At 43.5% G+C, this 16,618-nt stretch carries 18 protein-coding genes; 8 read left to right on the forward strand and 10 right to left on the reverse strand.

The genetic code is table 11. The annotated features are described in order from the left end of the window. Window positions 1-344: 344 nt before the first annotated feature. Window positions 345-1,268, reverse strand: coding sequence for a DMT family transporter (locus M9196_RS15940; protein ID WP_250618515.1), 924 nt, complete (start codon window positions 1,266-1,268; stop codon window positions 345-347). Between the two features lie 57 nt (window positions 1,269-1,325). Then, window positions 1,326-1,457, reverse strand: a complete 132-nt coding sequence (locus tag M9196_RS23575) for a hypothetical protein (protein ID WP_284677200.1) — start codon at window positions 1,455-1,457, stop codon at window positions 1,326-1,328. 180 nt (window positions 1,458-1,637) lie between these two features. On the opposite strand from M9196_RS23575, the gene M9196_RS15945 reads away from it, so the two are divergent. Beyond that, the gene (locus M9196_RS15945) at window positions 1,638-2,639 is read left to right on the forward strand and encodes a Gfo/Idh/MocA family protein (RefSeq protein ID WP_250618516.1); all 1,002 of its coding nucleotides are present in this window, start codon (window positions 1,638-1,640) and stop codon (window positions 2,637-2,639) included. Window positions 2,640-2,740: 101 nt separating this feature from the next. On the opposite strand, the gene M9196_RS15950 is transcribed toward M9196_RS15945, so the two are convergent. Continuing rightward, window positions 2,741-3,001 carry a DNA polymerase III subunit epsilon gene (locus M9196_RS15950; RefSeq protein ID WP_250618517.1) on the reverse strand — a complete coding sequence of 87 codons (261 nt, stop codon included), beginning with the start codon at window positions 2,999-3,001 and terminating at the stop codon, window positions 2,741-2,743. Between the two features lie 66 nt (window positions 3,002-3,067). Between M9196_RS15950 and M9196_RS15955 the strand changes: the two genes are divergently transcribed. Continuing rightward, the gene (locus M9196_RS15955) at window positions 3,068-3,208 is read left to right on the forward strand and encodes a hypothetical protein (RefSeq protein ID WP_250618518.1); all 141 of its coding nucleotides are present in this window, start codon (window positions 3,068-3,070) and stop codon (window positions 3,206-3,208) included. A gap of 300 nt (window positions 3,209-3,508) precedes the next feature. Then, window positions 3,509-4,252: a class I SAM-dependent DNA methyltransferase gene (locus M9196_RS15960; protein ID WP_250618519.1), complete on the forward strand. Its 744-nt coding sequence runs from the start codon at window positions 3,509-3,511 to the stop codon at window positions 4,250-4,252. A gap of 289 nt (window positions 4,253-4,541) precedes the next feature. Here the strand turns inward: M9196_RS15960 and M9196_RS15965 are convergent, their stop codons facing one another. Further along, window positions 4,542-4,937, reverse strand: a complete 396-nt coding sequence (locus M9196_RS15965; protein ID WP_250618520.1) for a GlcG/HbpS family heme-binding protein — start codon at window positions 4,935-4,937, stop codon at window positions 4,542-4,544. Window positions 4,938-4,972: 35 nt separating this feature from the next. Next, window positions 4,973-5,920 carry an aldo/keto reductase gene (locus M9196_RS15970; RefSeq protein ID WP_250618521.1) on the reverse strand — a complete coding sequence of 316 codons (948 nt, stop codon included), beginning with the start codon at window positions 5,918-5,920 and terminating at the stop codon, window positions 4,973-4,975. 130 nt (window positions 5,921-6,050) lie between these two features. On the opposite strand from M9196_RS15970, the gene M9196_RS15975 reads away from it, so the two are divergent. Next, on the forward strand, window positions 6,051-6,932 hold the full coding sequence (locus M9196_RS15975; protein WP_250618522.1) for a LysR family transcriptional regulator: 882 nt from the start codon (window positions 6,051-6,053) through the stop codon (window positions 6,930-6,932). Window positions 6,933-6,989: 57 nt separating this feature from the next. On the opposite strand, the gene M9196_RS15980 is transcribed toward M9196_RS15975, so the two are convergent. After that, entirely contained in the window at window positions 6,990-7,463 is a 474-nt protein-coding gene (locus M9196_RS15980; protein WP_250618523.1) for a Dps family protein, read from the reverse strand. Window positions 7,464-8,049: 586 nt separating this feature from the next. On the opposite strand from M9196_RS15980, the gene M9196_RS15985 reads away from it, so the two are divergent. Together M9196_RS15985 and M9196_RS15990 are read left to right on the forward strand one after the other, a co-directional pair. Next, the gene (locus M9196_RS15985) at window positions 8,050-9,507 is read left to right on the forward strand and encodes a lipid-binding SYLF domain-containing protein (protein WP_250618524.1); all 1,458 of its coding nucleotides are present in this window, start codon (window positions 8,050-8,052) and stop codon (window positions 9,505-9,507) included. 269 nt (window positions 9,508-9,776) lie between these two features. Beyond that, on the forward strand, window positions 9,777-9,935 hold the full coding sequence (locus M9196_RS15990) for a hypothetical protein (protein WP_250618525.1): 159 nt from the start codon (window positions 9,777-9,779) through the stop codon (window positions 9,933-9,935). 320 nt (window positions 9,936-10,255) lie between these two features. On the opposite strand, the gene M9196_RS15995 is transcribed toward M9196_RS15990, so the two are convergent. Then, the gene (locus M9196_RS15995) at window positions 10,256-10,657 is read right to left on the reverse strand and encodes a DUF6515 family protein (RefSeq protein WP_250618526.1); all 402 of its coding nucleotides are present in this window, start codon (window positions 10,655-10,657) and stop codon (window positions 10,256-10,258) included. A 332-nt stretch (window positions 10,658-10,989) separates the two neighbouring features. Between M9196_RS15995 and M9196_RS16000 the strand changes: the two genes are divergently transcribed. Then, window positions 10,990-11,670, forward strand: coding sequence for an SDR family oxidoreductase (locus M9196_RS16000; protein WP_250618527.1), 681 nt, complete (start codon window positions 10,990-10,992; stop codon window positions 11,668-11,670). Between the two features lie 17 nt (window positions 11,671-11,687). Here the strand turns inward: M9196_RS16000 and M9196_RS16005 are convergent, their stop codons facing one another. From M9196_RS16005 to M9196_RS16015, 3 genes are all read right to left on the reverse strand, one after another. Next, a complete protein-coding gene (locus M9196_RS16005; RefSeq protein WP_250618528.1) occupies window positions 11,688-12,395 on the reverse strand; it encodes a GntR family transcriptional regulator in 708 nt (235 codons plus the stop codon). Between the two features lie 218 nt (window positions 12,396-12,613). Further along, complete coding sequence (locus tag M9196_RS23640; protein ID WP_319946357.1) at window positions 12,614-13,033, reverse strand: response regulator transcription factor; 420 nt, start codon at window positions 13,031-13,033, stop codon at window positions 12,614-12,616. Window positions 13,034-13,710: 677 nt separating this feature from the next. Further along, complete coding sequence (locus M9196_RS16015) at window positions 13,711-15,276, reverse strand: arylsulfatase (protein WP_250618529.1); 1,566 nt, start codon at window positions 15,274-15,276, stop codon at window positions 13,711-13,713. A gap of 341 nt (window positions 15,277-15,617) precedes the next feature. Here M9196_RS16015 and M9196_RS16020 point away from each other — a divergent pair, with 341 nt between their 5' ends. Continuing rightward, window positions 15,618-16,604: an AAA family ATPase gene (locus tag M9196_RS16020; RefSeq protein WP_250618530.1), complete on the forward strand. Its 987-nt coding sequence runs from the start codon at window positions 15,618-15,620 to the stop codon at window positions 16,602-16,604. The last annotated feature ends 14 nt before the right edge of the window (window positions 16,605-16,618 follow it).

The raw sequence follows: 16,618 nt of genomic DNA on the forward strand, positions 1-16,618 counted from the left end.
TTCTGAAGTGTCGTTCAATCAAGAAACAGCGTGAAAGCGAAAATTCAATATTGCGGTTGCTACCTGATTTACAGGTTGTAAGTTCGTGTTTGACAGTCGAGCTGATATTTCAGCAAACATTGTAGAAGATAACTTTGACGTTGAAGAGGTCATTGAGTAGTGGCTATTCTAGCGTAAATTAAGAGCTAAGAGCTAAGAGCTAAGAATTAAGAGTAACAAAGGTTAGGAGCGACAGGATGGAAGATAATGGCGTTTTTTGCTGATCTTTATGTGTCATGATTGACTAAGGGCACCGCTTCGATCCATGGCGGCGCTCTGACGTTGAAGTTGGGAAACTCACTCCACTAGTAGAACATTGCTTTCAAACGATACCAAATACGCCCATCAATGGCCGATAATCCAAGCGCTATCATCAACATGCCTAATAAGTGAATGAGTTCAAGGGACTCATCAAGAAATACAGAACCGAGTAGAACAGCAGAGACAGGAACGAGTAATGTCACCAATAATACGTTAGTCGCCCCTGCTATTTCGAGTATTTTAAAGTACAACACATAGGCGATAGCTGTAGAGATAATAGCCAGCCCAAGGATCGCTAACCAAGTTTGGTTACTCGCAGCGGATAACGCGGCTTTGCCATCCACGATAAAGGTAATAGGCAGTAATATGAATGCCGACGCCGTTACTTGCCCCGAAGCGATGATGACCGGTGGTATTTCTAGTGCTTTAAACCTTCTGCCGAATACACCAGCAAACGCGTAACATATCGTCGCAGCAATGATCGCCAGTTGAGCCAACAAGTGGCTATTTCCACTTAAGGCTGGCACGCCAATCATAACGACGACGCCAATGAACCCAATGGCAACACCGAAGAGTTTGAGTGGTGTTGGTTTTTCGTCGGGTAGAAATAGACCGGCGACAACCACTGCGAAAATTGGCGTTGCTGCATTCAATATAGACGCGAGCCCTGATGCAATTTGAGTTTGTCCCCAGACAATAAGTAAAAACGGAATGACGTTATTTAGTAGCCCCATTGCTAGAAACAATCCCCATACTTTGACCTGTTTAGGGGGGCGTAGACCAATAGCAAAAGCAAAACTCCATAAGGCAATAGCGGCGATCCCAACGCGAAGCGCGACGATAGTCAGTGGGGTAAGCTCTTCGACCGCAATACCGACGAAGAAAAACGATCCACCCCAAAGGACAGAAAGTAAAACAAGCATAATCCATACGGTAGTATTCATAGTATGGGTGATAGGTGAAGGCATGGGGTTGTCCTAAAAGTGAAAATGGGTTGCTTAAACCGCAAAGTAGAATCGTTAATATTATGCGATAACGACGCAGCCCAATAGGGCGACGGAAAATAGTGAGATCCCTAACCAATAAGGCCAAACACTCACGTTGTCTCGCTTATCCAGTTCCTGGCGATGCTTAGGGTTTGCTATAAGTTCGTTCATTTTCCTTATGAATATTACACGGGTTGGATATTCACGCTGCAATATCAATAGCATTATCTTATAGAATTCAATATCGTTATCTTAAAGAATAATGGCAGCTTTAGTTGATTACCGAGTCTCAGATAGGGAAAATACCGAAATAAAACCGCTATTTATAGCCAAACCGTGAAGGAGAGTCGTTTGAAAAACAAAGTACGCTGGGGCATTGCAGGTTTAGGTAATATCGCTCATCGATTTGTTAAGGATTTAACCGGGTCAGTGGGCAATGCAGAACTCTATGCAGTAGCGGCGAGAGATTTAAGCAGAGCACAACAGTTTTCAGAGCAATATGGTTGTGATACGAGCTATGGGTCGTATGCGGAATTAGCGGCAGACAGCAAAGTCGATGCCATTTACATTGCGACTATTCACCCATTTCATAAAAAATTGATTGAGCTGTTTTTAAACAGTGGTAAACATGTGCTCGTTGAAAAGCCTGCATTGACCAATCTAGCTGATTGGGACGCGATGGCAGCATTGGCTCAAGAAAAGGGATTGTTGTTAGCTGAAGCGATGAAGAGCGTCACGTTTCCGGCTTATCGAGAGATGAAGCAATTTATCAGGCAACAAAACGTTACCATTACGTCGGTGGAAGCGTCATTTGGTAGCTGGCACGAATTTGATAGTACGTGGCATTTATTCAACCCGACATTGTGTGGCGGTGCGACGTTAGATGTTGGCGTTTATGGCCTGTGGTTGTACGCAGATTTATGCCAATTGGCTGGAGTATCAGTAACGGAACCACAAGTTGAGTTTGTTCAAGACAATCCACTAAGTGAAGTGGATGAAAACGCTACGTTTACTTTTTCCGGTGCGTTGGCAGGTAAAATAGGCGCTTCCATTACTCGCGATCTCGCTCGAGAAGCGATGATCCGTGGTCCTGAACTAGAAATTACTATTCATGGTAAGTGGTGGAACCCTACGACGATAGATATAACTTATCAAGGTCAGTCCAGCCAAATTTCAATGCCAGTAAAAGGTGGGGGATTTTCGGATGAAATTGAGCATGTATCATCGTTATTGTTAATCAATGAGACTCGATCAGAGTTACTTAGTCACACCACCAGTCGTCGTGTCGTCAGCATCATGGAGAAATCACTGCGTGAAGGCGGTTATGCTGAGCTAGTTAACAGCAAAAGGTAAAATCGAGCGCTAACATTGAAAAAGCCTAGTGTCGATACTCTTCCTTTTAAAGGCATGATGTCGATACTAGGCTTAACGTTTACCTATAAAGGTGAAGCAGTCTATTCAGCGTCAGTGTCGTTAGTGAACGACGCTTCAATACGCTTAAGTTCTTCCTTTTCTTTGAGTTGCTTTTCTTCTTGGTTAGCAAGCTTTCTGCGGTTGAGTTCTTTTCTCTCAGACTTGCTTAAGAACTTAACGGCTTTTTTTGTGGTCAGCGCATACGCGATAACATCTTCACCTTTTTCTCGGCGTTCTGCCACACGTTGTGAAAAGCGTTCATCATCACGAGCTTTTCGTTGCTCTGCAGTTAATTTACTCACTACTTTGTCCTCATTAGTTAATTCATAGCAGGTTGCTACCATGATCAGTCAAACAAATGAGATCAGTTGCACATTTATAAAGCTGATGGCCGTATGTTAGCACATAACATGCTGGAAGCCCTATTCTATATGGGTTTTGACGGCCGTAGTCATACAATAAGTGAGGATTTTGGTGTGAATGATGCGCAAGGCAGTAACGATGCATAAGGCATTAACGATGCGTAGGGCACTAGCGATGCATAGAGCACCAACGATGCGTAGGGCATTAACGCGAGAAATGACCACGGAATAATATTATCTAAGATAAATCTTACATGGCGATTGGTCAGTGTGCGTAACGCCATAATCAAGCCATTTTGGTTAACTGATTGTTTTTATTTATTTTAATTTAATGCTGGTTACGTTGGCTTAGTTTTTCGGCCCATAGGGGAATATCTTGTTAGAAAAACCAGTAAAGTCGTATACGATGCGCCACCAAAAAATTATGTCTTCCACGACTAGGCCATCATGTCTGCTAACGCCCTTTATACTGATCTTTCCCATTACTACGATCTTATGTGCGCTGATATAGACTATCAATCACAGAGTCACTGCGTACAAAGGTTGCACCAGATATTTGGCAATTCGGGTAAATTACATCTCGATTTAGCCTGTGGGACAGGCCCTCACGTGCGTCACTTTATTGATTTTGGCTACCAAAGTAGTGGGTTAGATATCAACCAACCTATGCTTGATATTGCCGCCACCCGATGCCCTGAAGCGCCGTTTACGTTGCAAAATATGAGTGAATTTCAAGTCACGCAGCCTTTGGATTTGATTACCTGCTTCTTATATTCGATTCACTATTGCGATGGATTACAGAAACTCCAAGATTGCATCCATCGAGTATTCAAGGCACTTAATAGTGGCGGGGTGTTCTGCTTTAATGTGGTTGATAGGCTTAAAATCGACAATCGTTCCTTCGTTAAACACAACACTCAATATCTAGGGGAGACATTGAGTTTCTGCTCTGGTTGGTACTATGGAGGCGAAGGTGAAAAGCAGGCACTAAAGCTCAACATTGAAAAACATAACGCCAACGAAACACTATCTTGGCATGATGAACACCCGATGGTGGCGTTCACCATTAAAGAGATAGCAGACTTACTTAAACCTTGGTTTGAGGTCCATATTTTTGAGCACGATTACGATAAAATTCTACCTTGGGACCAACGATCGGGTAATGCGATCATCGTTTGCGTAAAAGCGTAATTTTGGGTAGAAGCGCAACCTTGCATACTTGCGTACCCGTCCAATTATGTGTTGAAACTTATTTATGTGTTGAAACTTATTTATGTGTTGAAACTTATTTATGTGTTGAAACCAAATTATGTGTGGAAACTAAATACTGCCCAAAAATTCATTTTTCAACAAAGCATCAACCATGCAGATGACGCTTAACTCGGGTTGATGATAAGCTTTGAATGATGCTTAGCTTTGGTCGACGATACCCATTAAAATGAAGGTGCAGGACGTAATTTTTGTCCTGCAACTTTGGGTTCTATGCTGCAAAAACGTGTGAGATAGCGAGGCGAGCAAGTGCTTCGTCATCAGTTTCGCTCAAGCCGCTGATGCCTACCGCTCCAATAACAGTACCTTGGTGCTCGATAGGTAAACCACCGCCTAATCCGGTAAATCTAGCATCCGTCCAATACCCCATATCTTTACCTGTCTCTTGCGCCCATTTACCAAGTGAGGCGCTAGGTTGACGATCGCGTGCCGCAGTGTACGCTTTGTTTTGAGCGAGCCGTGCAGATTGAAGGCTCGACTTGTCCATTTTAAAGAATGCGATAAGTTCGCCATGGCAATCGGTAATGGCGGCTGAGATCTCAAGTCCATTTTCAACCGCGTATTGCTGAGCAAAGTTAAGTAACGACTGTGCTTGTTCCAGTTTCATTGTTTTCTCCTTGTCTATTTTATCCCTAGGGTTGGTTAAGGCACTTGTTGTCCACGAGCGGATTCAAACAATAGATACCAGTCTGCACGCGATAGTTCGATGTCCTTGGCTTGTGCACAAGCGGCAATACGTGCCGGGTTCGTTGTTCCGATTACTGGATTGATGTTGGCGGGATGACGCATTAGCCATGCGAGGACGATGGCTTCTTTAGACACCGAATATTTTTCAGAAAGCTGAGTGACTCGATGAGCCGTATCTTGTATGTCTTGGCTCTGTGAAGAGGTATCTTTCCCAGTTAGTATACCTTGGCTTAAACTCCCCCAAGCTTGTATTGATACATCGTGCATGCGGCAATACTCAATGGTCCCCAAACTAGAGCTCACCCCTGTGCCTATGCTTTGTTCAAGCCAATCAAGCTTGGTTAGACTCATTTCGATTTGATTACAAACAATAGGCGTATTAAGTGCCGATTGAAGCAAAGCCATTTGATGGCCATTCATATTTGAAACGCCTAATTGACGAATCTTTCCGGCTTGTTGTAAAGCCTGGACGGCCTCGGCAACTTCTTCTGGAACCATAAGCGGGTCTGGGCGATGCAGTAATAAGGTGTCTAACTGTTCAACGCCAAGTCTTGAGAGGATGTGGTCTACCGCATCTAAAAGGTAAGATTTGGAGAAATCATATCGAGCAGGACCGTTTTGGTCTGCAAATCGAATCGCACATTTAGACTGTAGGCGGATTATATCTGCAAGACAGGGGCGCTCTTTGAGAGCCGTCCCAAAGACTTGCTCAGCTTTTCCCAAGGTGTAGATGTCTGCATGATCAAAGAGGGTAATGCCAGATTCTAGAGCCGCATCAATCACAGTGTGAGTCTGTTGGATTTGCTCTTTGCTAATAGGTGCAGAGTCCCAGCCACCGCCAAGACCCATACATCCGTAGATAAGCGAAGAGGTTGAGGTGTTGTTTGCTACTTGAGAAGCCATCTTGGTACGCCTTGTTTTGTTGTCTTTAGTTAGAATGCCTGAAGATATTGGTAAGAAAAACATAGCAAATAAAAATCATTATTTGATATAACAAACAAATAATCGGAAGGATGCGGAAAAGGGCACATTAATGCAGCATAAGAAAATAGAACGGCTTATGTTATTTTCTGAGGTAGCGAAACAGCTCAGTTTTACCAAAGCAGCGGATACGTTAGATATTTCGCGCGGCTACCTTTCTACGCAAATAAAGCAGTTAGAAAAAGAGTTGGGTTATAGCTTAATGATTCGTTCAACTCGAAGTATTCGACTTACCCCTCAAGGAGAGAGAATTGCGACAGGGATGGAGTCTATTTCTCAGACGCTGGTGGATCTTGAGCGCAAAGCTGAATACGAAAACCAGTGCTTAGAAGGTACGATTCGAATAACGGCACCGATGCAATTTACTCAAGGCACGCTACTGGATGTATGTCGTCGCTTTACTGGTGAACATCCTGGAATTAAATTTGATATTGAGTGCAGCTATCAGAGCTTTAATTTGGTTAGGGATAACTTCGATTTCGCCTTCAGAGCAACACGAAATCCGCCTGATAATATGATTGCAAAAAAGCTGTTCTCTTATAGCCATGCGGTAACAGGGGCGCCTAGCTATTTCGCTCGAGTGTCTCGTCCTACACACCCAGACCAACTGCTAGAACACGATTGCTTGAATAACAGCAACGATGCAACATGGCCTTTTTCAGATGGCGAGTATCCGATTCGTGGGTGGCTCAAGAACAACGATAATCATATCTTGAAAACACAGGCATTAGAGGGGCGGGGTATTATTTATACTCCTGACTATTTTGTACGTAAAGAAATCAACAGCGGTAAGTTGGTGAGTGTGTTGTCTGAGTATATCTCAACCTCTAATGACGTCTATTTGCTCTATCCACCGATTGTTAATCGCTCGCAGCGTTTGAGCAAATTTATTGAGTTTGTCTTGAGTGAGTTTCAATCTTCAGCAATCGACTAAACGGTAAGTGAAAGAGGCGCGTTTCGCGCCTCGTTACTTTACTTTCGTATTTACCGATCAGTTAAGATAGGCGTTGAGCATCCAGAGCAGCTTTTCTTGCTCACGAATATAGTCACCCATCAGCGCCGCTGTACCTTCATCACTCGAGTTAGCTGCTTGCTCTAATATTTCGCGTTGGCGGTGAATCAGAACCGAAAATCCATTCACGAGTCCTGTGACACACTCTTTTCCTCGGAAGGCATGTTGATGTTCTTGGATTTGGCTCAACTCAAGGTAACGGCTGAAAGAGTGATCCGGCGTATGACCTATGGTAAGAATACGTTCTGCCAGTTCATCAATCTTGGTTTGTAAGTCGGTATAGATTTCTTCGAACTTCACATGGAGTTCAAAGAATTGCTCACCTTTAATATTCCAGTGATAACCTCGAGTGTTCATGTACAACACTTGGTAGTTAGCAAGTAGTTGGTTAAGCTCAACGGCAGTCGCTTGTGAAGCATTTGTATCAAGGCCGATTAGGGTAGTGGTTGTCATAATACTGTCCTCTAGGAAGCGTGGAATCTTGTTTCGTTGGAGTCAGTTTATGAGGTATCGGTAGGAAGGTATAATCGATTATAATGATTTCATTGATAGGTAATTGCAATCAAAGGGCGTATTGCAGGTTCACGTCACTAACTTGTTGTCTTTTTTGCATGACTGCATGACTGCATGACTGCATGACTGCCAAATTGATCTTGGTTCGAGTCGAGTTAAGATCTTCCTTAGATCAATACCATCGCCTTGTTCAGGCATCCAAATTTCTTTTCGCACATACAGTGAGCCCTGCTGGATAAGCAAAAAACATTAGTTTTTGGCTGGCGATTTACTCGGTATTTCGACGGAAGTTGTGAAGTGAAAGCAAATAGTCTGCTGAGCTATCGCGAAAAATCATCATTCATGGCTTATGTTTACTACTAGGTACTGCAAATAAGCACTCTGATTATTAAATAAACAAAAGAGTTTCAATGCACAGGATTACCTAGCTAATAGCAAAAGTATGGTATGTCTAGAGAGTGGGTTTTGGTAGGATATGCCGCCATAGTGTTGATAGCACTGTGATAATAATAATGAGGTTTAAGGAATGCAGATAGGTCTACGGTGGTTGGGGTCTTTGTCATCTCTGTTGCTACTTGGGTGCAGCAGTAATATTCCTCCCGATGAGCGACAAACTGCTCGTGATGAGATAGATGCTACATCCGCAAACATTGTTGGAAAACTGAGTGATGAATATAGTGAAATTCCTGCGTTAGTCGATGAATCCTACGGCTATGCCGCGGTCAGCATGGATGGAGTAAAAGTGCCTGTCATTGGTGGTGGCACGGGTGTGGGGGCAATCTACAACAACCAAGATGGAAGCGTGACCTACATTGATGTTGATCGTTACGATGTGGGAGCAGGGTTAGCTCTTGGTAACAATGAAGCTTTGCTTATCTTTAATGATGAACAGTCGTTAGAGTCTTATCGCGCTGGTGTGTGGCGATTTTCAATCGGTGCAGACGTAAGCTTGGGAGAAAGTAGCTCTCATGCCAGTACCACTCTAATGGGCAACGATGATGTGCCAATATACTTAATTACGACTTCCGGCGCTTCTGTGCTTGGCAGTGTGAGGGTGGTGTCGAGTTCGGTGAATTATGACTTGACGGAAACCGGAGTTGGCGACATTAGCATTGCCAATAAAGACCCAAATACTGATGCTCCAACCAAGGGAGCTAAGAAGTGGGACAGGGCACTGCCGTTTTTCGCTCAGGAGGTTATAGATAAAGGGTATTCACTTCCGAAGCCGTATGGTATCAGCGTTATTTACACCGATACGTTTCAGTATATGGACATTACAGACCTTAATGTGGGGATCAACGGGTCTCAGAAGTACCCGATAGAGTTTGTTTCCTTTGACAACAACAGCAACAATACCCAATCACCACAGCTCAAGCTTGATGCTTGGGTATTCCCGTTTATGAATGTGTTTGGCGCGGTAGGGAAAATCAGTGGCACGGCTGATATCGGGATTAAATTTAGTGGTAATGACCTGATCGATCAGATGGAAGCCGACTGTAGTTTACCTCCCCTACAAAGACCAAAAGTGTGTTTATTGCAGGGTGCAAATCCAGAGGTTTCCGTGCCTGCTCAACTTGACGGCAATAATTATACGTTAGGTACCGTTTTAGCGACCGGGTGGCATGATTATTTTGTCACCTTACCAATTTCGTTTACTTATGCCGATATGCGAAAAAATGATGCAGAAGGGCTGATTCTCAATATTTCACCTCGAGTAGGTAAAGTGATACCTACTGTCGGGTCACAATCTGTGGCGTTATATACCGGTGCAACGTATCTCGATAGCACACTCACTTTAACTGGGACCTATACCTTTAATGGGGTTGGTATTGACTATAAGGTGAAACAAAGCAATACCGATAAATGGGCAGGGCTTGTTGGTGCGAATTATAACTTTAATCGTGATTGGTCCTTAATGATGGAATACGGTTGGAAAAGTGATAGGAAACGCCAATTCATCTCTGCACTAAATCGACGTTTTTGATATACGGCGTTGAGTGTAGAGAAACGTAAAGGGCTGGTTGAGGGGAAAGGTGTATAAGAAGGTTATCAGCCCTAGTTTGAGCCATTGGCAAGCCGATAGTGCGATTGAAGTAGCGATATTTATCAGAAAGTAGTGTCGAACATTAGATTTTCTAATAAGCGAACATGAATATATTTAGTAATTTAATTACCAAATAATATTTGACCTGAATCACATTTAGAGTAAAATTTGTCCCGTTCTTGAAATCAAATTACAAAACGGTATATAAAATGAACTCAGCACTATTATCAACACTAGACAAATCAGAAAAAAAAGAAGCAACTCAAACGACAGAAACTTCAACGTTTGTAGAGATCGTATCTCTTGCGACAATGTTTTTAGCGACGTCAGCAGTGGTTCTATTACTCAGCCTTACTTGGGTTTTGTAGTACTTAGTTTCAGGGACATGAAACCGAGCGATACTCTTAGTATTATCATGAGTATCGCGTAAGTTCCTTCCTTGGTTTCTGTTACCCTTCTAGTGACGTTGTCACTAATTCGTAATCGCCTTATTGCTCTAACGCGACTAATTCTAACGTGAATGGTTTAATGCTATTGCTCTAACGTTACTGTTTTAACGTGAAAGGTCTAACGGTCATTGCTCTAACGCTAATACTCCTAACGCTTTTGTATTTGGTTTTATCTTCCCCTGCGAGTGGTGTGACTTATTAGATCGTCCACTATGAACGTCTCGTCATCGCATAATATCTTACGGTCTGACCACAACAAATCGCCCCTGTCCGGTAGATAAAAACCAATCCCCTCTTGATACAAAGTATTGCTGACCTCGTTTATTGACCGCCGTTGCTCCTTCTGGCAGTTTTCTGATCACTTGCCCTAATCGATAACGTTTCTTCGGTGGCTTCTTGACCACCACATAATGATCATCGTCCTCTCGATAGTATTGCCCGTTAATTAATGCATAAGACACGCCAGCGATGGCGAGCAATATAGCGGAATCTGGAAGGCGGTGGCGGTCATAATGATGGACAACGTGCACCTCTTTTTTATGATGGCGATGGTGTTTATGTTTTTTCCAAGGATCAGCCAGGCTGCTGCACGAAAGGATAAGCACAGTGATACCGATTATATAGCGAGTGTTTTTCTTCATAAATGTCGCACCTAAGAATAGTCAGCCGCTATTTTTGTCTAGGTTGAGTTAACGAACGTGAAGAGGATGTCAGTAGACGGTACAGTTTGCATGGGACGTCAATATGGTCGGTCGCCATTATCACTCTTGTTTATGTAACGGTCGTTTCAGCGAGTAAATAGGGCGTTTTTCTAGATTGTGATCTTGAATACAGTCACTTACACACCTAAATAAATGAATAAGATTACACTTAGCCGCTTGGTAATTTGGTAACCTAGTTAACTGGCTACTCGTTTACTCAGTAGCTAGATGAATCAGCGATGTTTTCTCTTGAAAATAAGGTAACGGCTCTAATGAAAAAGAAAATTCTAGTAACAGGCGCAACGAGTGGTATTGGCTATGCACTAGCGCTGGAGTTATGCGCAAAAGGGCACGATGTTGTTGCAACAGGGCGAAATAAGCAAAAACTCAATGAATTGAGCTCGCTCACGGGTTGCCATACTATTGCGGCCGATCTCAGCGTTGTCGAGGATGTGTTGAGTATGTTTGAGTCTGCTTGCACTCAATTAGGCGGCTTAGATGTGTTAATTAATAACGCGGGCATGATTTCGCGAAAATGCGCGATTGAAGAATTCACATTAGAAGAATACGAAGCGCAGTATGCCATTAATCTTCGAGCGCCTTCTTTGTTGTGTCGTGAAGCCTTGAAAGTGATGAAGCCGCAGCAACAAGGGCAAATTATCAATGTCATCAGCACTGTGGCTAAGCGCGCCAATGCGACCATGAGTATCTATACCGCGATGAAGCAAGGTCTTGCAGGCTTTAGTGCTATCTTAATGAAAGAGGCACAGCCTCATGGCATTAACGTAACATCGCTATTTCCCGGTGGAACGGATACCAACTTTCGCGAAGCTGAGCGTCCGGAATACATGAACCCGACCAGTGTGGCTAAAACCATTGCACAGCTGCTTGAACTGCCGGCGGATTTAGTCATGCATGAAATGACGTTTCGCCCACCTGTCGAATTGGAATAACGATCATTATGGCTAGGCTACCCTACTAGCGTCGATCGAAGCTCTGTATATTCGTGATGCTCTGGTGGTAAAACCGTGAGTAACGTTTCCGTCATCCCTTCCAACAATGTTGCCATCAGTTCGCCATAGTTCACGGTATTGTTTTCGGTGATTAAATGAACAATTAATTTTAACTCAGTGACGGGAAACAATGCCTTGTACTCAGTGGGCTGTTGAAGGAAGAACTGGTGAAAATAACGCCTTAGGTTCAAGATGACGGTGTTAAAAAAGCTATCCGTAATTTTTGCTGTACTTGAGTCATGCAATAAGTGAAGCATGGCAATAAAATTGTCTTCAATAGTCGTTAAGCTCGGCAGCTGTTCATTACTTTCACTCAATTCTTTGTTTATTTTAATAAAGTGGAAAAGCAGTTGTACGGCTTGTTGTTCTGATACTTGCTGTGTGCCGTTATTGCGGATATTACACTGTCTTCGAAAGTGAAAGATCAGGTAATCCATTAATGCTTCGAGCTCGGACTTTGTCAGAGGATTAACGTAGGTTCCCACATTAGGTTGATAATGTATAAACCCTATAGATGCCAGCTCTTGTGCAGCCTCTCGAATAGGAGAAAGCCCTATTTGATAGCGTTGTGATAATTCATTAACAACGAATTTTTGATTGGGTTCGATAGTTTGATCAAGAATGTCTTGCACTATAAGTTCTATGGCTTTTTGCTTAGAGGTCATCAATTGTAGCTACCGATTATTGAATGTGAGCTGCTATTGTCCATACCATGCTGGCGAAAAAATACAGTAAAACTACTGAAAATTACTGGAATCTTGCCAGCCGATAGGCCACCAGTAGGAGTGATAACTATCAAGCGTTCGAGTTCTCGAGCGAGGCGAGGAAAGGTGTTGTCAGTTACGTTATTTAGGGTGTTAGCGATGCACATGGAGCAAACACGCTACTGCTCGATACTAAAGCCATTTCGTAACGCAAATTGAATAAGCTCTGAATGGCTTTGTAACCCCAACACATCGATCATTCTGTATTTATGAGATTCAATTGTGCGTGGACTTAGAAATAGTGAGTCTGCACACTGCTTTGCACTGTAACCTTTAGCGAGCAATTCCAATACCGAACATTGTTTTTTACTTAGTAAAAGCAATTTTTCGCTGTCGTTGCTGGTCGTTTTTGCATCCTTATTGAGACTTCGAGCGATAATGGAGTGTTGCCAATAACAAAGCCAAGTATCTGATATGAGTTTTAATCGTTTAAAGTCGTGATCGGTTAACCCATTGGCTGGTCTTCCGAATTGAGTAAATGCCATTGCCCCCCATACCTCTCCAAATAACTCTAAATAACTCCAAACGAATAATGCCATGCCAGCGTCCACCCTCTGCATAAAGTGTATTTAGTACTGCTATATCCGTCGTTTTAAGAGTATTGTGATCGAAACTTTGCCATGTGGCTTTGGACTTTAAAAGGTCCATATACTTGCTGTAGCTGCTAGAAGCAAAAAGTGCTTTATCTAACGTTAGCTCAGGTGTTTTCGAAACAGTCATTGTCCGATCATGGTTAAGTACTAACATTGAGTTAGGAAATAACGTTAATCGATCGAGATTAAACCAATCAAGAACTTGCTTGCCGACAGCAGAAAACGTGTCTTCAAAATGAACAGGCCGACTCCGTGATAAGGCGAGCGACTGACTGATTAGTAAAGACTCAAAGCTTTCACTTGATGGTGTGGTCATAGCTTTCCTTTTGTGACTTAAGTATCTATTTAACGTAGCGCTAGCCGATGGTTATTGCAACAAAGCAAGGTTGAGTCCTGTCGAGTAAGGCCCTCAAAACTCGAAGATTTTGGTTTTTGTTACGTCATAATTGAGATAACCGTTGAATGTGGTGGTTTTATCGCAGAAAAGTGGGGCATTAGGAAAGACAGTATTACAGGTGGGGAGGCAACCAAACATAATGAGAATACGTATGCTTCCCATAGTTACTGAAAAGCCGCTAACTCTGTTAGCGGCTTAGGAATAAAATTAATAAAATACCAAAAGGTTATTTCATTACTTGTTGGCTAGCTTGTTCCAGTTGTTTGAGCTTACCTTGAAGCATGTACGTGTTCTGGTTGAAGTTACCCGGGTTAAGTACTTGGCTTTGTTGCATAGGGTATTCAGGCAAGGTTGCGATGAACTCTTGAACTTGGTTGCCTACTGGTACAAACAACCACATGTTGTCAGCCATCCAACGAAGGTACATGCCCGATTCGTGAGGGGCTTTTTCAAATGGGTCTGCACGTAAGTGAACGATTTGAGGCCAGTTAGTTTGGAAACGAACCGCATCCGTGATGTTACCTTCTAACAATGCAAATGAGATCTTAAAGTCATTCCAGCGAACCGCATTTAATTCAGCATTAGCAGAAAAATACAGTAGCGAGTCACGAGGGCCTTTCTCTTCTTTACCTTCAAAATAAGGTAAGAAGTTATAGCCGTCTAAGTGTACGCGCCAGTTCTTATTGTTGTAGCTTGCGCCTTTGTCTGAAGCGAGTTTCTCAACCACTTTGTCGTCACCCGCTGCCGCAAGAAGGGTTGGGATCCAGTCTTGGTGCGCCATGATGTCGTTGATCTTTGTGCCTGGTTCGATGACACCAGGCCAACGAACAAGTTGAGGTACGCGCATGCCGCCTTCAAATGTTGTGCCTTTTTCGCCGTGGAATGGAGTCGCACCACCATCAGGCCAAGATACAGTTTCTGCGCCGTTATCGGTTGAATAGATAACAATGGTGTTGTCAGCGACACCTAGGTCGTCAAGTTTATCCAGTAGGACACCAACGTGGTCATCGTGCTCCAACATGCCATCTGCGTAGATACTGATACCCGATTTACCTTGGTATTTTTCTTGTAGACGAGTCCAAACGTGCATTCGTGTAGTGTTGTGCCAGATGAAGAAAGGCTTGTCTGCTTTTACGGCTTTTTCCATAAACGCTAACGATTCTTCTAAGAACTCCTCGTCGGCATTTTCCATACGCTTACGCGTCATTGGGCCTGTGTCTTCAATTTTCCCATCTGCAGTCGACTTGATTACCCCACGAGGGCCGTAGTTTTTACGGAACTCCGCATCTTTCGGGTAGTAGTACGTTTCTGGCTCTTCTTCTGCGTTAAGGTGGTAGAGGTTACCAAAGAATTCGTCAAAGCCGTGGTTAGTCGGTAAATGCTTGTCTTGGTCACCCATATGGTTTTTACCAAATTGCGCAGTCATATAACCTTGCTCTTTGAGTAAATCTGCAATGGTAGGAGCCCAGTCTGGGATCCCGTGGTCAGAGCCTGGCATACCAATAGTGAGTAGACCTGTACGGAATGGTTCTTGACCCGTTAGAAATGCGGCTCGGCCAGCAGTACATGATTGCTGACCATAATGGTCGGTGAACAACGCACCTTCGTTAGCAATGCGATCGATATTTGGCGTTTGATACCCCATCATGCCATTGTTGTATGCACTGATATTGTAAATACCAATGTCATCACCCCAAATGGCAAGAATATTAGGCTGTTCAGCAGCGACGGCGGCACCAGAAGCAGCCAGTAAGCTCACTCCAACAGCAGCTTTGTTTAAACGGGTCGTCATAGGGACTCCAATTGTTATTTTGTGATTGGATGTTGGGACGCGATGTCTTCGAAGCGTCCTACTGGCAGCTAAACTAATCTTATTACCTGTATGCGTCGCTTTATACTGACTATAACCAAAGGTTATGAGCAGCTTGAGTACTATCGAACCTAGACTACTATCTAATTATCCCCGATATTGTTTACTAACTGATGGCTGTAACAACTGACGGCCGTAATACTTAATAGATCAAATTCTTGTTTGCTTTAAAAGTGATAACCGTTTGATTTCTCGCGTGAGCAGCTTGTTTGCTTTTTTAAACACTCAGCACACGCAAAGTACCTAATTTGATGAGATGACACATGAACCAAGCACAGCAAAAAATAAGCGAACTCATTACCCGTATTGAGCAAGATGTGGTGGGACAACAGCATGTTGTAAAAGCACTGGTGCTTGGCTTACTCACCAACGGCCACATTTTATTAGAAGGCTTACCGGGGACCGCGAAAACGCGTTCTGTTAAAGCATTGGCGAATGCACTCAATAGTCGCTTTGGTAGAATTCAGTTCACACCCGATTTACTTCCATCCGATGTCACGGGTACGGAGGTATATCAAGAGTTAGAGGGCAAGCCACAGCTTACCTTTCAGCAAGGTCCTATATTCAATGACATTGTCCTGGCGGATGAAATCAACAGAGCCCCCGCTAAAGTGCAAGCTGCGTTGTTAGAGGCAATGGCAGAATCAACGGTAACGGTAGGCGATCACACTCACGTATTACCTGAATTGTTCATGGTTCTCGCCACTCAAAACCCAGTGGAGCAAGAAGGCACTTATCCTTTGCCTGAAGCGCAAATGGATCGATTCATTATGAAAGTAAACGTGGATTACCCTGAAGATAATGCCGAGCTTGCCATTATTCGTTTAGTACGAAGTGAGGAAGAGAAGAACGATCGCAAAGCCGAACATGCATCATCTTTACCTCCGATTGACCCTCAATTAATTCATCAAGCCCGCCGCGAATTGCCGAAGATTGCCGTGTCAGACTTGGTTGAAAAGTATATTGTGGCGCTTGTGATGGCGACACGTAAACCCGAGCGATACCCAGACAGCAAGCTAAGCGAATGGATAGCAGTCGGAGCCAGTCCACGAGCGTCCATCGCTTTGGATAAATGTGCCCGCGCGAATGCGTGGTTAGAAGGGCGAGATTATGTCTTGCCAGATGATGTGCGAGCAATGGCGTCTATGGTTCTTGGTCACCGTTTTAGTTTGTCTTATGACGCTTTAGCTGATGGTGTGAGTCACCAAGTCGTCGTGGACAGGTTACTTGATAGTGTTGAAATCGGATAGAGGGCATCATTGAT

Source organism: Vibrio methylphosphonaticus, from assembly GCF_023634655.1.
Classification (GTDB): Bacteria; Pseudomonadota; Gammaproteobacteria; order Enterobacterales; family Vibrionaceae; genus Vibrio; species Vibrio methylphosphonaticus.

Coding starts and splice junctions, on each gene's coding strand:
- M9196_RS16020 (WP_250618530.1), top strand. CDS start 15,618: ATGAACCAAGCACAGCAAAAAATAAGCGAACTCATTACCCGTATTGAG.
- M9196_RS15970 (WP_250618521.1), bottom strand. CDS start 5,920: ATGGCTTCTCAAGTAGCAAACAACACCTCAACCTCTTCGCTTATCTAC.
- M9196_RS15940 (WP_250618515.1), bottom strand. CDS start 1,268: ATGCCTTCACCTATCACCCATACTATGAATACTACCGTATGGATTATG.
- M9196_RS15975 (WP_250618522.1), top strand. CDS start 6,051: ATGCAGCATAAGAAAATAGAACGGCTTATGTTATTTTCTGAGGTAGCG.
- M9196_RS15995 (WP_250618526.1), bottom strand. CDS start 10,657: ATGAAGAAAAACACTCGCTATATAATCGGTATCACTGTGCTTATCCTT.
- M9196_RS16000 (WP_250618527.1), top strand. CDS start 10,990: ATGAAAAAGAAAATTCTAGTAACAGGCGCAACGAGTGGTATTGGCTAT.
- M9196_RS15980 (WP_250618523.1), bottom strand. CDS start 7,463: ATGACAACCACTACCCTAATCGGCCTTGATACAAATGCTTCACAAGCG.
- M9196_RS23640 (WP_319946357.1), bottom strand. CDS start 13,033: ATGGCATTATTCGTTTGGAGTTATTTAGAGTTATTTGGAGAGGTATGG.
- M9196_RS23575 (WP_284677200.1), bottom strand. CDS start 1,457: ATGAACGAACTTATAGCAAACCCTAAGCATCGCCAGGAACTGGATAAG.
- M9196_RS15960 (WP_250618519.1), top strand. CDS start 3,509: ATGTCTGCTAACGCCCTTTATACTGATCTTTCCCATTACTACGATCTT.
- M9196_RS15965 (WP_250618520.1), bottom strand. CDS start 4,937: ATGAAACTGGAACAAGCACAGTCGTTACTTAACTTTGCTCAGCAATAC.
- M9196_RS16015 (WP_250618529.1), bottom strand. CDS start 15,276: ATGACGACCCGTTTAAACAAAGCTGCTGTTGGAGTGAGCTTACTGGCT.
- M9196_RS16005 (WP_250618528.1), bottom strand. CDS start 12,395: ATGACCTCTAAGCAAAAAGCCATAGAACTTATAGTGCAAGACATTCTT.
- M9196_RS15990 (WP_250618525.1), top strand. CDS start 9,777: ATGAACTCAGCACTATTATCAACACTAGACAAATCAGAAAAAAAAGAA.
- M9196_RS15985 (WP_250618524.1), top strand. CDS start 8,050: ATGCAGATAGGTCTACGGTGGTTGGGGTCTTTGTCATCTCTGTTGCTA.